At 72.1% G+C, this 12,540-nt stretch carries 12 protein-coding genes; 4 read left to right on the top strand and 8 right to left on the bottom strand.

From position 1 onward, the window contains the following. Positions 1-227: 227 nt before the first annotated feature. Positions 228-785: a hypothetical protein gene (locus NBY69_RS24450; protein WP_250303582.1), complete on the top strand. Its 558-nt coding sequence runs from the start codon at positions 228-230 to the stop codon at positions 783-785. Between the two features lie 203 nt (positions 786-988). On the opposite strand, the gene NBY69_RS24445 is transcribed toward NBY69_RS24450, so the two are convergent. The 5 genes from NBY69_RS24445 to NBY69_RS24425 form a co-directional block, all read right to left on the bottom strand. Then, positions 989-3,130 carry a primosomal protein N' gene (locus NBY69_RS24445; RefSeq protein WP_250303580.1) on the bottom strand — a complete coding sequence of 714 codons (2,142 nt, stop codon included), beginning with the start codon at positions 3,128-3,130 and terminating at the stop codon, positions 989-991. Positions 3,131-3,202: 72 nt separating this feature from the next. Beyond that, complete coding sequence (locus NBY69_RS24440) at positions 3,203-4,315, bottom strand: DUF2891 domain-containing protein (RefSeq protein WP_250303579.1); 1,113 nt, start codon at positions 4,313-4,315, stop codon at positions 3,203-3,205. 50 nt (positions 4,316-4,365) lie between these two features. Next, positions 4,366-5,334 carry a DUF979 domain-containing protein gene (locus NBY69_RS24435; RefSeq protein ID WP_250303577.1) on the bottom strand — a complete coding sequence of 323 codons (969 nt, stop codon included), beginning with the start codon at positions 5,332-5,334 and terminating at the stop codon, positions 4,366-4,368. Beyond that, positions 5,331-6,062, bottom strand: a complete 732-nt coding sequence (locus NBY69_RS24430; protein ID WP_250303575.1) for a DUF969 domain-containing protein — start codon at positions 6,060-6,062, stop codon at positions 5,331-5,333. The genes NBY69_RS24435 and NBY69_RS24430 overlap by 4 nt, the downstream gene beginning before the upstream one ends. 181 nt (positions 6,063-6,243) lie before the next feature. After that, entirely contained in the window at positions 6,244-6,957 is a 714-nt protein-coding gene (locus NBY69_RS24425; protein ID WP_250303573.1) for a GntR family transcriptional regulator, read from the bottom strand. 135 nt (positions 6,958-7,092) lie between these two features. On the opposite strand from NBY69_RS24425, the gene NBY69_RS24420 reads away from it, so the two are divergent. From NBY69_RS24420 to NBY69_RS24410, 3 genes are read left to right on the top strand one after another with little or no spacing between them, the layout of a single operon-like run. Further along, entirely contained in the window at positions 7,093-7,842 is a 750-nt protein-coding gene (locus tag NBY69_RS24420) for a LamB/YcsF family protein (RefSeq protein ID WP_250303571.1), read from the top strand. Beyond that, the gene (locus NBY69_RS24415) at positions 7,839-8,510 is read left to right on the top strand and encodes an allophanate hydrolase subunit 1 (RefSeq protein WP_250303569.1); all 672 of its coding nucleotides are present in this window, start codon (positions 7,839-7,841) and stop codon (positions 8,508-8,510) included. Before NBY69_RS24420 ends, NBY69_RS24415 begins: the two co-directional genes overlap by 4 nt. Further along, positions 8,507-9,367: a biotin-dependent carboxyltransferase family protein gene (locus tag NBY69_RS24410; RefSeq protein ID WP_250303567.1), complete on the top strand. Its 861-nt coding sequence runs from the start codon at positions 8,507-8,509 to the stop codon at positions 9,365-9,367. The genes NBY69_RS24415 and NBY69_RS24410 overlap by 4 nt, the downstream gene beginning before the upstream one ends. Before the next feature lie 124 nt (positions 9,368-9,491). On the opposite strand, the gene metK is transcribed toward NBY69_RS24410, so the two are convergent. The 3 genes from metK to rpoZ all read right to left on the bottom strand — a co-directional run bounded on the left by metK (position 9,492) and on the right by rpoZ (position 12,539). Beyond that, positions 9,492-10,715, bottom strand: coding sequence for a methionine adenosyltransferase (gene metK, locus NBY69_RS24405; protein WP_250303564.1), 1,224 nt, complete (start codon positions 10,713-10,715; stop codon positions 9,492-9,494). Between the two features lie 238 nt (positions 10,716-10,953). Then, on the bottom strand, positions 10,954-12,165 hold the full coding sequence (gene coaBC, locus NBY69_RS24400; RefSeq protein WP_250303562.1) for a bifunctional phosphopantothenoylcysteine decarboxylase/phosphopantothenate--cysteine ligase CoaBC: 1,212 nt from the start codon (positions 12,163-12,165) through the stop codon (positions 10,954-10,956). Between the two features lie 101 nt (positions 12,166-12,266). Then, positions 12,267-12,539, bottom strand: coding sequence for a DNA-directed RNA polymerase subunit omega (gene rpoZ / locus NBY69_RS24395; protein ID WP_003970369.1), 273 nt, complete (start codon positions 12,537-12,539; stop codon positions 12,267-12,269). Position 12,540 lies beyond the last annotated feature (1 nt).

Raw genomic sequence — 12,540 nt, 5'->3', positions numbered from 1 at the left:
GACTACGTACGACAACGAGCAGCGCACCAGTCTATGGGCCGTGGACGCAGGGGGCGTACGCACAGTCGCGCGCCCCTCGCATATGCCCCTACGCCCCCGCAGCGTGACCACAACAGCAGGTGGCGCGTTGGTCAAGAGAGATTGACCGAAACAGAGATTGACCGACACGACACCATGGGCCGCAGCGCGGTCCGATCCCTTTCAACGCCGGTTCGAGAGGCTTGTTCATGGCCGACCACGCAACCCACGACGCCCAAGCGCGGGCCAGCCTGCATCTGTTGGTTCGGGACATCGAGCGGGTCCGCCGACAGGTGGACGCGCTTCGCACCCTCACCGCCCAGTTGGGCAACGTCTACCGTCCGCGCCGTTCGGGCCCTTCCACGGGCTTCGTCGTCTACGGCAGGGCGCCCGCACCGACCGTCCGGTTGGCCCAGGAGCTGCGGGACAGCGTCGAAACCCTGGTGACGGCCGCGGTGGACTTCGACCGTTCGCTGGGATTCTCGTGGGACGCGGTGGGCTCGGCGCTCGGGGTCACCAAACAGGCGGTGCACCGCCGTTACGGCACCCGGCGAGCGGCGGCTGCTGCGGCGGCGGCGGCCGAGCCGGAACAACCCGTACCGGCCGCTGCCGTGGAGAGCGGCCCCCCGACCCGTACCCTGCCCGTCGCACCCGGCCTGCCCACCGTTCCCGCTGCCCGGTCCATGCCTCCCCAGCCGACGGCGAACAGCCATGTCCTGCGGGAGGAAGCCCGCCCGGGTGCCCTCCCGGGGCCGCGCAACGGCTGACCCGTCACCCCACCTCCGCTGCCCCCTGCGTCGACCGCGCCGGGGGCAGCCGTGCGTTCGGCCGCCCGCCGCGGGGTGGTGGACGGTGCGGCATGCCTCGGCCGGTGCTTCTCGCGCACTTCGCCCCGGCCGGTGTCCCGGGGACCCCGGCCCGGCCGAACTCCCGGAGAACTGCGGCTCGGTTGAGCTCCGGAGGCCTCAGCTCAGCCGATGTCCGGCGGGTCGACCCTGATCCGTACGGGGTCGCCGCCCCGTGTCAGCCGCGCCGCCTGCGCCGTCTTGAGTGCGGCCGCGAGCGCCGCCCCGCTCCCCGGCGGCACCCGGATCAACGCCCGTTCCACGCTTTCGCCGGGCGGTGCGTCGCCCGGTCTGCGCGGCCGGTTCGGATCGGGGGACAGTACCGGTACCGGTCCCAGCACCTCCGCGTCGCCCGGCAGGTCGACCGCGTCGAGGAACGCGCTCAGCGTCTCCGGCCGCCCGGACACCGCGGCCATCCTGGACACGGGCGGGAAGCCCAGCTCGGCGCGCTCGGCCAGTTCCCGCACGGCGTGCCCGACCGGGTCCCAGCGGACCAGCGCCTGCACGGGCCGCAGCGTCGGCTCGGCGACGACGACCACGGTGCCCCCCTCTCCCTGGCCCCGTACGAGGGAGGCGGCGTCGATCCAGCGCCGCAGCGCCTCCTCGCCCGCACGCAGATCGGGCCGCCCGAGCATCGCCCAGCCGTCGAGCAGCAGCGCCGCCGCGTATCCGCCCTCGGCGACCGGCTCGGCGCCCGGGGTGCTGACGATCAGCGCGGGCCGCCCGTCCACGGTGTCCAGCACCTGGTCACGGCCGGATGTCCGCACCGGCACCGCCGGAAACGCCCGTCCCAGCTCCTCCGCGGTACGCCGGGCGCCGACGACCTGCGCGCGCAGCCTCGTGTGACCGCATTCGAGGCAGTGCCAGCCGGTCGCGTCCTGCCCGCACCAGCCGCAGCGCAGGGCCCGTTCGTCCGGGGCCTCCAGCGGGCCCGCGCAGCGCGCGCACCGGGCGGGGGTGCGGCAGCGTTCGCAGGACAGCCGGGGCACGTACCCCCGTCTCGGCACCTGCACCAGTACCGGGCCGCTCTTCAGCCCGTCCCGCACCGCCTGCCAGGCGAGGCTCGGCAGGCGGGCCGCCCTCGCCCCTTCGTCCCGCGCCAGATCCAGGTCGCCGACGGTGCGGACCAGCGGCGCCGCGGCCCTGACCTGTTCCCGGTCGGCCACCAGGGGCGCGGCCCAGCCGCTCTCGACGAGCTGGGCGGCCTCCACCGTGCAGCTCGTACTGCCCAGCAGGAAGCCGCACTTGTCGTGCGCGGCCCGGAGCAGCAGCACTTCGCGGGCGTGCGGCAGCGGTGCGTGCGGTTCGCTGTGGCTGGAGTCGCCGTCCTCCCAGATGGCGACCAGGCCGAGGTCCTGAACGGGTGCGAACATCGCGGCGCGGGTGCCCACCACGGCCCGCACCGCCCCCCGCCGCACGGCGAGCCACTGCCGGTACCGCTTCTCCGGCCCGGCGTCCGCGGTGAGCAGCGCGTGCCGCCCCGCGCCGAGAACGGCGGTGAGCGCGGAGTCCACCCGCGCGGCGGACCGTCCGTCGGGTACCACGACGAGGGCGCCGCGTCCCGAGGACAGCACCGCGGCGACGGCGCGCGCCAGTTCCTGCGGCCAGTGCGGTCCGGGCAGCGCGCTCCATACGGCGCGCGGTGCGGCGCCGGAGGCGAGTGCCCGCAGAAATCCCGGTCCCTGTCCGTACCGCTCCCAGGTCTCCGGGTCCGGAGGCCGCGGTGGCTCCAGTGGTTCGGGGGACGGCTTTCCCTCGGCCCGTGCGTTGCGGGGCGGTACGGCCAGTTGCAGAACATCGGCGAGGCTGCCCGCATACCGGTCGGCCACTGCCCTGGCGAGCCCCAGCAGGTCGGCGCCGAGCACCGGTTCGGGCGACACCACGGCGGCGAGCGCGGCCAGCGGGCCCACGTAGTCGGATTCGGCACGGCGCTCGACCACGAACCCGTCGATGAGCCCGCCGCCCTCACGGCGGCCGTCTCGCACATTGCGGCTCCCCGCGCCGAACCGCACCCGCACCCGGACACCCGGCTGAGCCGCCTCGTCCAGTTCTTCCGGTACCGCGTAGTCGAAGAACTGGTCGAGGTGGAGCACGCCCTTGTTCACCACGACCCGCGCCACCGGAAGCTCCTTGGCGAGCGCGGCCCCCCGCCAGGTGCGTGGTTTGGCGCGGGGCACCTTGGCCGTACGCACCGATTCCCGGATGAGCGCAAGCTGCTCGGGAGCCTCGCGGTCAGGAGGCTCTGGCTGCTTGTTGTCGCTGCTCACAGCCAAATTCCTACCAGACCCCACTGACATCCGGCCCGGCGGACGAGCGGCCGGACGCCGTGGGGAACGGGCTCAGCGGCCCGGCGCGGTGTCCAGGGCCAGGGTGGCGAAGGAGGCCAGCCAGTGGTCCGAGGTGAAGTCGCCGGAGGAGACGGCCGGGAGGCCCGTCGCCAGATGGGCGGCGACGGAACGCTCCAGGGCATCGCGGGCCGGGCCCTCGGGCAGTGCTCCGGCCAGGGCCCGCAGACCGGCGGCGCGGCTCAGGGCGAGCCCCAGCAGATGTCCGATCTGCGGATCGGAGCGGTCCGAGATCACCGGCGGGGTGAGCAGGGAACACGGGGTGTCGTCGGTGAGCGACGGTACGAACCGGGCGAGCCATCCGGGGAAGTCCGCGGGCGGCAGGACCCGGAGCATGGCGTGCGCCTCGGTGAGCGCGGGCGAGAGGAAGTCCTGGCCCGACGGCTCCCAGTGGAGCGGGGCGTCGTGATCGTCGGCGAACCAGCCGTGCAGCCGGTCGGTCACCGCGTCCAGCACCGGACCGGCCAGTCCGGCCTCCGCGCCCGCGTCCAGGACGAGTCCGAGACCGAAGGCGCTGTTGTTGTGGACCCCGTGCCTGACCGGGTACGTCGCCTTGGCCAGCCAGCCCGTCAGCAGTTCACCGACGGCGTCCACCAGCGGGGCCAGGGCGTCGGCCCAGCGGTCACCGGCGGGACCGCCGAGCGCACGGCACTCGGCGGCGAGCGCCACCGACCAGGCCCAGCCGTACGGTCGCTCGAACGACGGGCGACGGCGCAGGTACGCGGCCTCCACGGCGAGGTTCTCGGGGGTCAGATGGGTGTCGAGCACCTCGGTGATCCGGGCCGTGACGGCCGCGGGCAGGGCGTCCGGGATCCGGTCGCCCGAGGCCTGGTCACCCGAGGCCTGGTCGCCCGAGGTCCGGGAGCTCAGGGCCTGGGACCCGAAGCGGCGCAGCAGCCGTACGAGCAACCAGTGCATGTGCACGGTGGAGTGCCAGTCGTACGACCCGTAGAAGGCCGGGTGCAGGGTGCGCGGCGCGACGATCTCCTCGGGGCCCGCGTAGAGGTGGGCGGGGGCGTTGGGGTACTCGCGGACCACGTTGTGGAGCGCCAGCTCGGCGAACGGCAGCGCGTACTCGGAAGGAAGCACGGACGGTGCGAGGGGCATGGAGGGGTCGCTCCTTGGGGGAGGTGGGACAGCGGTGGGGCGCTCGGGGATCAGAAGGCGAACAGGGCCAGGATGGCGATGTTGCAGACCAGCAGCGCTGCGGCGGTGGGCAGTTGGGCCTTGATGGGCCCGTACTGGTCCTTGAGTTCCAGCAGCGCGGCCGGGACCAGGTTGAAGTTGGCGGCCATCGGGGTGACGAGTGTGCCGCAGAAGCCGCACAGCATGCCGATGGCGAGGATCGCCGGGGTGCTGCCGTGCATCTGCTGGATGAGCACGGGCCAGCCGATCGCGGCCGTCATGACGGGGAAGGCCGCGAAGGCGTTGCCCATGACGATGGTGAAGAGGACCATGCCGCAGCAGTAGACGACCACGGCGATGAAGCGCTGGCCCTCGGGGAGGATCGCCTCGGTGATCCGGCCCACCTGGTCGCCGACGCCCGCCAGTTGGAAGATCGATCCGAGCACGGCCAGCAGCTGGGGCAGGATCAGCGCCCAGCCCATGGATTCGAGCATGTTGCGGCCCGCGTGCAGCGGAACCGCGACGCGGCGTTCCCGCAGCACCACCATGCCGACGGCCAGCGCGGCGATCGCGCCGATGCCCAGCCCCAGGATGGTCTCGTACCCCGGCTCCAGGACCGGCTCGCCGCCGATCTTCCACTTCTTCAGCAGCGTCGCGCAGATCATCGCGACGACGGGGATGGTGAGGGCCGGCAGGAAGAGCTTGTTGCCGAAGCGGGCGGCCGAGGCGGCGCGCTCCTCGCGGGGCGGGGTGTGCGAGGCGCCCTTGCCGGTGAAGCCGAATCCGCCGAGGACGATCAGCACGAGGACGGCGAGGCCGAGCGGCTCGGCAGGAAGCGATGTGTCGACCACACCGGTCGAGTAGAAGAACGACGCGCCCAGCAGACCCCAGAAGGAGGCCGAACCGAGGCGTTTGGGGTTGGTCCGGTCGTTGGCCATCTGCGCGGCCATCACCAGGAAGACGGCGCCCACCAGCCAGAAGAAGTACTCGGACTTGATCACTTGGAGTCCTCGGGGCTGCGTGCGGTGTGGGCGGCGAGCTCGTTCTCGGCGGCGACGACCGCGAGTTCACGCTCCAGTTGGCGGTCCAGGTTCAGCAGCCGGGCGCCATGGATGACGAAGGCGCAGACCGCGGAGGGAATGGCCCACAGCGCCAGACTCAGCGGTTCCAGGTGCTGGTTGTAGGTCGAGTTCACGAACCCGGTGATCAGCAGGATCGAGCCGATGGCTATGAAACAGTCCTCGCCGAAGAAGACGCCGATGGTGTCGGCGCCGGAGGCGTGCGAGCGGATCTTCTCCCGCAGCCGCTGCGGCAGCGGTCCCCCCGCCTTGGCCTCGGCGGCCGCCTCGGCCATCGGGGCGATCAACGGACGCACGCTCTGCGCCGGGCCGCCGATGCTGGTCAGCCCCACGGAAGCGGTGAGCTGGCGGATGAGCAGATAGAGCGCGAGAAAGCGGCCGGTCGTCAGCTTGCCGAGCTTCCCGATGAGGCTGCGTGCCTGCTCCTGGAGGCCGTAGCGCTCCAGCAGCCCGATGACCGGCAGCGTGATGACGAATACCGTCACCGAACGGGCCGAGGCGAAGTTGTTGCCGAACGCGGCCAGCACTTCCTGCGGGGACAGTTTGCCGAGCAGTCCGGTCACGATGCCGGCTGCTCCCACCACGAGGAGGGGGTTGCGGCGCGTGGCGAATCCGAGGATCACCACGAGCACGCCGAGGAGAACGATCACGCGTCGGCCTTCTTCCGCGCATGGACCTTGCGGTCCCGGTCAGACGGGGGGATGCTGCGCGAGACCCTAAGTGATTGTTCAACAAACGCACAAGAGACGTCGATCACAGAACGGACGGCAGGAGCCGTACGGGGCGTCCGGCGCCCGAAGTCTCACACCGCCGACCCCGTGCGCACCGCCCTCACTCGGCCGCGAGCCGCTGCGCGTACGCCTCGGCGAGCTGACGGCGGGAGTCCTCCAGATAGAAACCCAGCATGCGTTCGGCGCCTGCCGCGTCCCCCGCGGCCAGCCGGTCCACGAGCTCGCGGTTCCGGGTGAGATACGGCTCGTGGAAACGGCGCGGGTCCGCCATCACGTGGAAGGCCAGCCGCAGCTCGGCCAGCACATTACCCATCAGCTCGTTCACCCGGGGACTGCCGGCCAGCCCCGCCAGCGCCTGGTGGAAGCGGATGTTGGCGGTCGAGCAGGCCGCCCAGTCGTCCACCGCGGCGGCCCGCTCACCGGTGGCCACCGCGGCTTCGGCCGCTTCCAGCGCGTACGGCGGCTCCCCCAGCGCCCGTAGCGCCGCGCACTCGACCAGCAGCCTGACCTGGTAGATGTCCACCAGGTCCGCCACCGCGAGCACCCGGACGAAAACCCCTTTGTTGAGCCGGTGTTCGAGCAGCCGCTCATGGGTGAGCAGTCGGAACGCCTCCCGCAGCGTGTTCCGGGAAACGGCGAGCGCACCGCTGAGGCTCTCCTCGGAGAGCCTGCTCCCGGGCGGGAAGTACCCCTCGGTGATCCGTTCCCGGAGGACGGAGGCGACCCGCTCCGCCGTGCCCGCTCCGGCCAGGGCGGCGCCGTCCGCCGCCAGTTCGGTGAGGTCCGGAACAACCCGGCCCGATGTCTCCGCCATGCCCGACCCCTGTTCCTCCGCCGCTCGCCGCGCGCCGCGCTCGGGGCGGCGGGGCCAAGTCAATCGCAGGAACGCGACCGCTCCCAAGCCAACCCCTTGTCAGATTGTTGAACAATTCGTTAGCGTGCGCATGTGATGGACCTCAATGCGGATCTCGGTGAAGGCTTCGGACGGTGGAAGCTCACCGATGACGACGCCCTGCTTTCCTGCGTGACGAGCGCCAACGTCGCCTGCGGTTTCCACGCGGGCGACGCCTCGGTGATGCGCCGGGTGTGCGAGACGGCCGCCGCCCGCGGTGTTCGGATCGGCGCCCATGTCGGGTACCGGGATCTCGCCGGTTTCGGACGGCGTTCCATGGAGGTACCGCCCGCCGAGCTGGCCGCCGAGGTCGCCTACCAGATCGGCGCGCTGCGCGTCTTCGCCGAGGCCGCCGGGTCGGTCGTCTCGTACGTGAAGCCGCACGGCGCCCTCTACAACCGCACCGTCCGGGACGAGACCCAGGCCGCGGCGGTGGTCGAAGGCGTGCTGCTGGCCGGTGGCTCTCCCGCCGTGCTCGGGCTGCCCGGTTCGCAGCTGCTCGCGCACGCGTCGGCCGCGGGGCTCGACGCCGTCGAGGAAGCCTTCGCCGACCGTGCGTACACCCGGCAGGGCACCCTCGTACCGCGCGGCGAGCCCGACGCGGTCGTCCATGACGCCCCTGCCGTCGTCCGCCGTGCGGTCGGCATGGCGGTCGACCGCGCCGTCACCGCCGCCGACGGCAGCCGGATCCCGGTCGGGGCCCGGTCCCTGTGCGTGCACGGCGACTCCCCCGGCGCCGCGGAGCTGGCCCGCCGGGTCAGAGCAGCCCTGGAAGCAGCCGGCGTCACCGTCCGGGCGTTCGCATGAGCGGCCGGGACGACGTCCGGGTCCTGCCCGCGGGCCGGCACGCACTGCTCGTCGAACTGGCCACCGGCGCACACGCCGAGGCCTTCCACGCCGAACTGCTGCGCCGCCGCGCCCGCGGTGAGCTCCCCGCCGTACGCGAGATCGTTCCCGGCGCCAGGACCGTCCTGCTCGACGGCATCCCGGACATACCCCCGGGTGCCGCCGGGCGGCTCGCGTCCGACCTCGTCTCCTGGCGGATACCGCCGCTGCCGCGCGACGCGGGCGACGCGGTGGAGATCCCGGTGCTGTACGACGGCCCCGACCTCGCCGATGTCGCCGCCCGGTGGGGCGTGGGCGTCGACGAAGTGTCCCGGATCCACAGCGGCGCCGAATTCCGCGTCGCCTTCAGCGGTTTCGCGCCGGGCTTCGGCTATCTGACGGGGCTCCCCGAACGCTTCCACGTGCCTCGCCGCACCACCCCCCGTACCCAGGTCCCGGCCGGAGCCCTGGCCCTGGCGGGGCCGCACACCGGCGTGTACCCGCGCGCCTCACCGGGCGGCTGGCAGCTCATCGGCCGGATGCCGGACCCCGGCCGCCTGTGGGACCCGGCCCGCGAGCCCGCCGCGCTGCTCACCCCGGGCACCCGCGTCCGGTTCGTCGAAGCGAGTACGAGGGAGACCTGCGGATGACGGCACGGCTCCAGGTGGTCCGGGCCGGCGCCCTGACCACCGTGCAGGACGACGGCCGCCCCGGATACGCGCACCTCGGTGTGGGTCACGCGGGCGCCCTGGACGCCCCGGCCCGGCAGTTGGCGAACCGGCTGGCGGGCAACCGGGCCGATGCCGCCGTACTGGAGACCACGCTCACCGGCTGCGCGGTCCGCCCGGACCGGGCGTCCACCGCCGTCGTCGGGGGTGCGCCCTGCCGCGTCACGGTCGACGGCCGTCCCGTCGCCTGGGGCGCACCGGTGCACGTCCCGGCCGGTGCGGTCCTCGAAGCGCATCCGGCCGCGCGGGGCGTGCGCAGCTATCTGGCGTTCGGTGGCGGTCTGCTCCCGGAACCCGTGCTCGGCAGCCGATCGGCCGACCTCCTCTCCGGGCTCGGCCCCGCACCGCTGCGCGACGGAGACGAACTGCCGCTCGGCACGCCCCACGGGGCCCCGGGCCGGGCGGACGCCGTGCCGTGGCCGGGCATGCCCGCGTCCCTGGTTCTGCCGGTACGGCTGGGCCCCCGCCACGACTGGTTCACCCCCGCCGCCCTGCGCACCCTGGCCACGGCCGGGTACCGGGTCTCACCGCACAGCAACCGCATCGGCCTGCGCACCGACGGCCCCGCCCTCGAACGGGCCCGACAGGGCGAACTGCCGAGCGAGGGCGTCGTTCTGGGAGCGGTCCAGGTGCCCCCCGACGGCCGCCCCGTGGTCTTCCTCAACGACCACCCGACCACCGGCGGGTACCCGGTGATCGGGGTCGTACCCCACGCGTCCCTCGCAGCCGCCGCCCAGGCGACTCCGGGCACGGCAGTGCGGTTCGTGCCGGTGCGGTGAGCCGCACGCGCGGCCCGGCCCCTGCCGCCGCCCGGAATCCACTCCCTTCCGACCCTGCACATGCCGCTGCCCGGCACCCCTGGCGAGGGGTGCCGGGCAGCGGCACGCGAAGCGGCGGTCGGCCTTACAGACCGGCGGCCCGGCGCAGGGCGTCCACGCGGTCGGTGCGCTCCCAGGTGAAGTCCGGGAGTTCGCGGCCGAAGTGCCCGTACGCGGCGGTCTGCGCGTAGATCGGGCGGAGCAGGTCGAGGTCACGGATGATCGCGGCCGGACGGAGGTCGAAGACCTCCGCGATCGCTTGCTCGATCTTCTCGACGTCGGTCGCGGCCGTGCCGAAGGTCTCGACGAACAGACCGACCGGCTCGGCCTTGCCGATCGCGTACGCGACCTGGACCTCGCAGCGCGTGGCCAGCCCGGCGGCCACCACGTTCTTCGCCACCCAGCGCATCGCGTACGCCGCCGAACGGTCCACCTTCGACGGGTCCTTGCCCGAGAAGGCACCGCCGCCGTGGCGGGCCATACCGCCGTAGGTGTCAATGATGATCTTGCGGCCGGTCAGGCCGGCATCGCCCATCGGGCCACCGATCTCGAACCGCCCGGTCGGGTTGACCAGCAGCCGGTACCCCTCGGTGTCCAGCTTGATCCCGTCGTCGATGAGCTGGTTCAGCACGTGCTCGACGACGAACTCACGGATGTCCGGCGCGAGCAGCGACTCCAGGTCGATGTCCGACGCGTGCTGCGAGGAGACCACGACCGTGTCGAGGCGGACGGCCTTGTCGCCGTCGTACTCGATGGTGACCTGCGTCTTGCCGTCGGGGCGCAGGTAAGGGATGGTCCCGTTCTTACGGACCTCCGAGAGACGACGCGAGAGCCGGTGGGCCAGATAGATCGGCAGCGGCATGAGCTCGGGCGTCTCGTCGCACGCGTACCCGAACATCAGGCCCTGGTCGCCCGCACCCTGCTTGTCCAGCTCGTCGTCCTCCGCGCCGGCGGCGGAACCCGCGACCCGCTTCTCGTACGCGGTGTCGACACCCTGCGCGATGTCCGGGGACTGCGCGCCGATGGACACCGACACGCCGCAGGAAGCGCCGTCGAAGCCCTTCTTCGAGGAGTCGTAGCCGATCTCCAGGATCTTGTCGCGCACGAGCTGCGCGATCGGCGCGTACGCCTTGGTCGTGACCTCACCGGCCACATGTACCTGGCCTGTGGTGATCAGAGTCTCCACGGCGACACGGGAGGTCGGGTCCTCGCGCAGAAGCGCATCGAGAATCGTGTCGCTGATCTGGTCAGCGATCTTGTCAGGGTGGCCCTCGGTGACAGATTCCGAGGTGAACAGACGACGGGACACAACGCTCCCTGGGGTTGCAGCGGCTGCTGGCTGATCATGGGTGGAGTGGCCGGGAGCTGCGCCCGGCTCATTCCGTGACCAGTTTATCGGTCGCCTCCGGTCAACGGGGCACGTGTCTCGCTCCGTGGGAGCCGTGTGACCCGAGGCACTCCTTACTGCGGTACGGTCATCGGCCCGCCGAACAGGCGGGAGTCCGCGTTCTGCGGCCTTGCCCCGCCGGTGGGCCGACACCAGATTTTCATCCGAGCCCGGGTATGACCAGGTCCCAGACCGTATCTGCAAGGGCTTCCTTAGTCCCGTACGGCACCGGGGTCTCACTGCCCCCCGCCGCCAGGACCACTGCTTCGTTCTCCTCGGACCCGAAGGTCTTGTGTTCCCCCACCTCATTGACGACGAGCAGGTCACAGCCCTTGCGCCGCAGTTTGTGACGGCCGTTGGAGAGGACGTCGTCGGTCTCCGCGGCGAACCCGACCACCACCTGTCCGGGCGTGGCGCGTTCCGCCGAGATCTCGGCGAGGATGTCCGGATTGCGGACCAGAGTGATCGGGGCGGGCTCCTGGCCGTCCCGCTTCTTGATCTTGCCCGCGGCGTAGGCGGCCGGGCGGAAGTCGGCCACCGCCGCGGCCATGACCACGGCGTCGGCGTCGGCCGCGGCCTCCAGGACGGCTTCGCGCAGCTGCACCGCGGTTCCCACATGGACGACGTCGGCCCCCGCCGGATCCGGCATACCGGTGTTGGCCTCGATCAGCGTCACCCTGGCGCCGCGCGCGACAGCCGTACGGGCGAGGGCGTACCCCTGCTTGCCCGACGAGCGGTTCCCCAGGAAGCGCACCGGGTCGAGCGGCTCACGGGTGCCGCCCGCACTGATCACGACATGGCGTCCGGCGAGGTCGGGTTCCGTCACTCCGCGGGCGAGCACCCGTCGGCAGGTCTCGAAGATCTCCCCCGGGTCGGGCAGCCTGCCCTTGCCGGTGTCGACGCCGGTGAGCCTGCCGACGCCGGGCTCGATCACCACGGCTCCGCGCCTGCGGAGTGTCGCGACGTTCTCCCGGGTGGCCGGGTGCTCCCACATCTCGGTGTGCATCGCGGGCGCGAAGACGACCGGACACCTGGCCGTGAGCAGGGTGTTGGTCAGCAGGTCGTCGGCGAGGCCGTGGGCCGCCCTGGCCAGGATGTCGGCGGTGGCGGGAGCGACCAGCACGAGATCGGCGGCCTGTCCGATCCGTACGTGCGGGACCTCGTGGACATCGGACCAGACCTCGGTCGACACCGGGCTGCCGGAGAGTGCCGACCAGGTGGCGGCGCCGACGAAGTGGAGCGCGGATTCGGTGGGCACGACCCGTACGTCGTGTCCGGACTCGGTCAGCCGGCGCAGCACCTCGCAGGCCTTGTACGCGGCGATGCCTCCGCTGACCCCCAGAACGACCTTCGGCTTCTGCGCCACGTCCATGTCTCCCCGGCTCCCGCATTCGGATTCGTACACCCATGACACACCACAGGCCCGGCAGTCGCGCTGCCGGGCCTGTGGTGAAAAGAAATAACTGTCTGCTGCTACTGCGCGGGGCCTTCGATGGCCTCGGAGGTCAGCAGACCCGCGTTGATCTCGCGGAGCGCGATCGAGAGGGGCTTCTCGTGGACGTGAGTGTCCACCAGCGGACCGACATACTCCAGCAGGCCTTCGCCGAGCTGCGAGTAGTACGCATTGATCTGACGCGCGCGCTTGGCGGCGTAGATCACGAGGCTGTACTTCGAGTCGGTTGCCTCAAGCAGCTCATCAATCGGCGGGTTGATGATGCCCTCGGGCGTGGTGATGGAAGAGGACACT

The organism is Streptomyces sp. A 4/2 (genome assembly GCF_940670765.1).
In the GTDB taxonomy this organism is placed as follows: domain Bacteria; phylum Actinomycetota; class Actinomycetes; order Streptomycetales; family Streptomycetaceae; genus Streptomyces.
The sequence above is the reverse complement of the archived record's forward strand: the minus strand, read 5'-3'. Positions and strand labels throughout refer to the sequence as shown.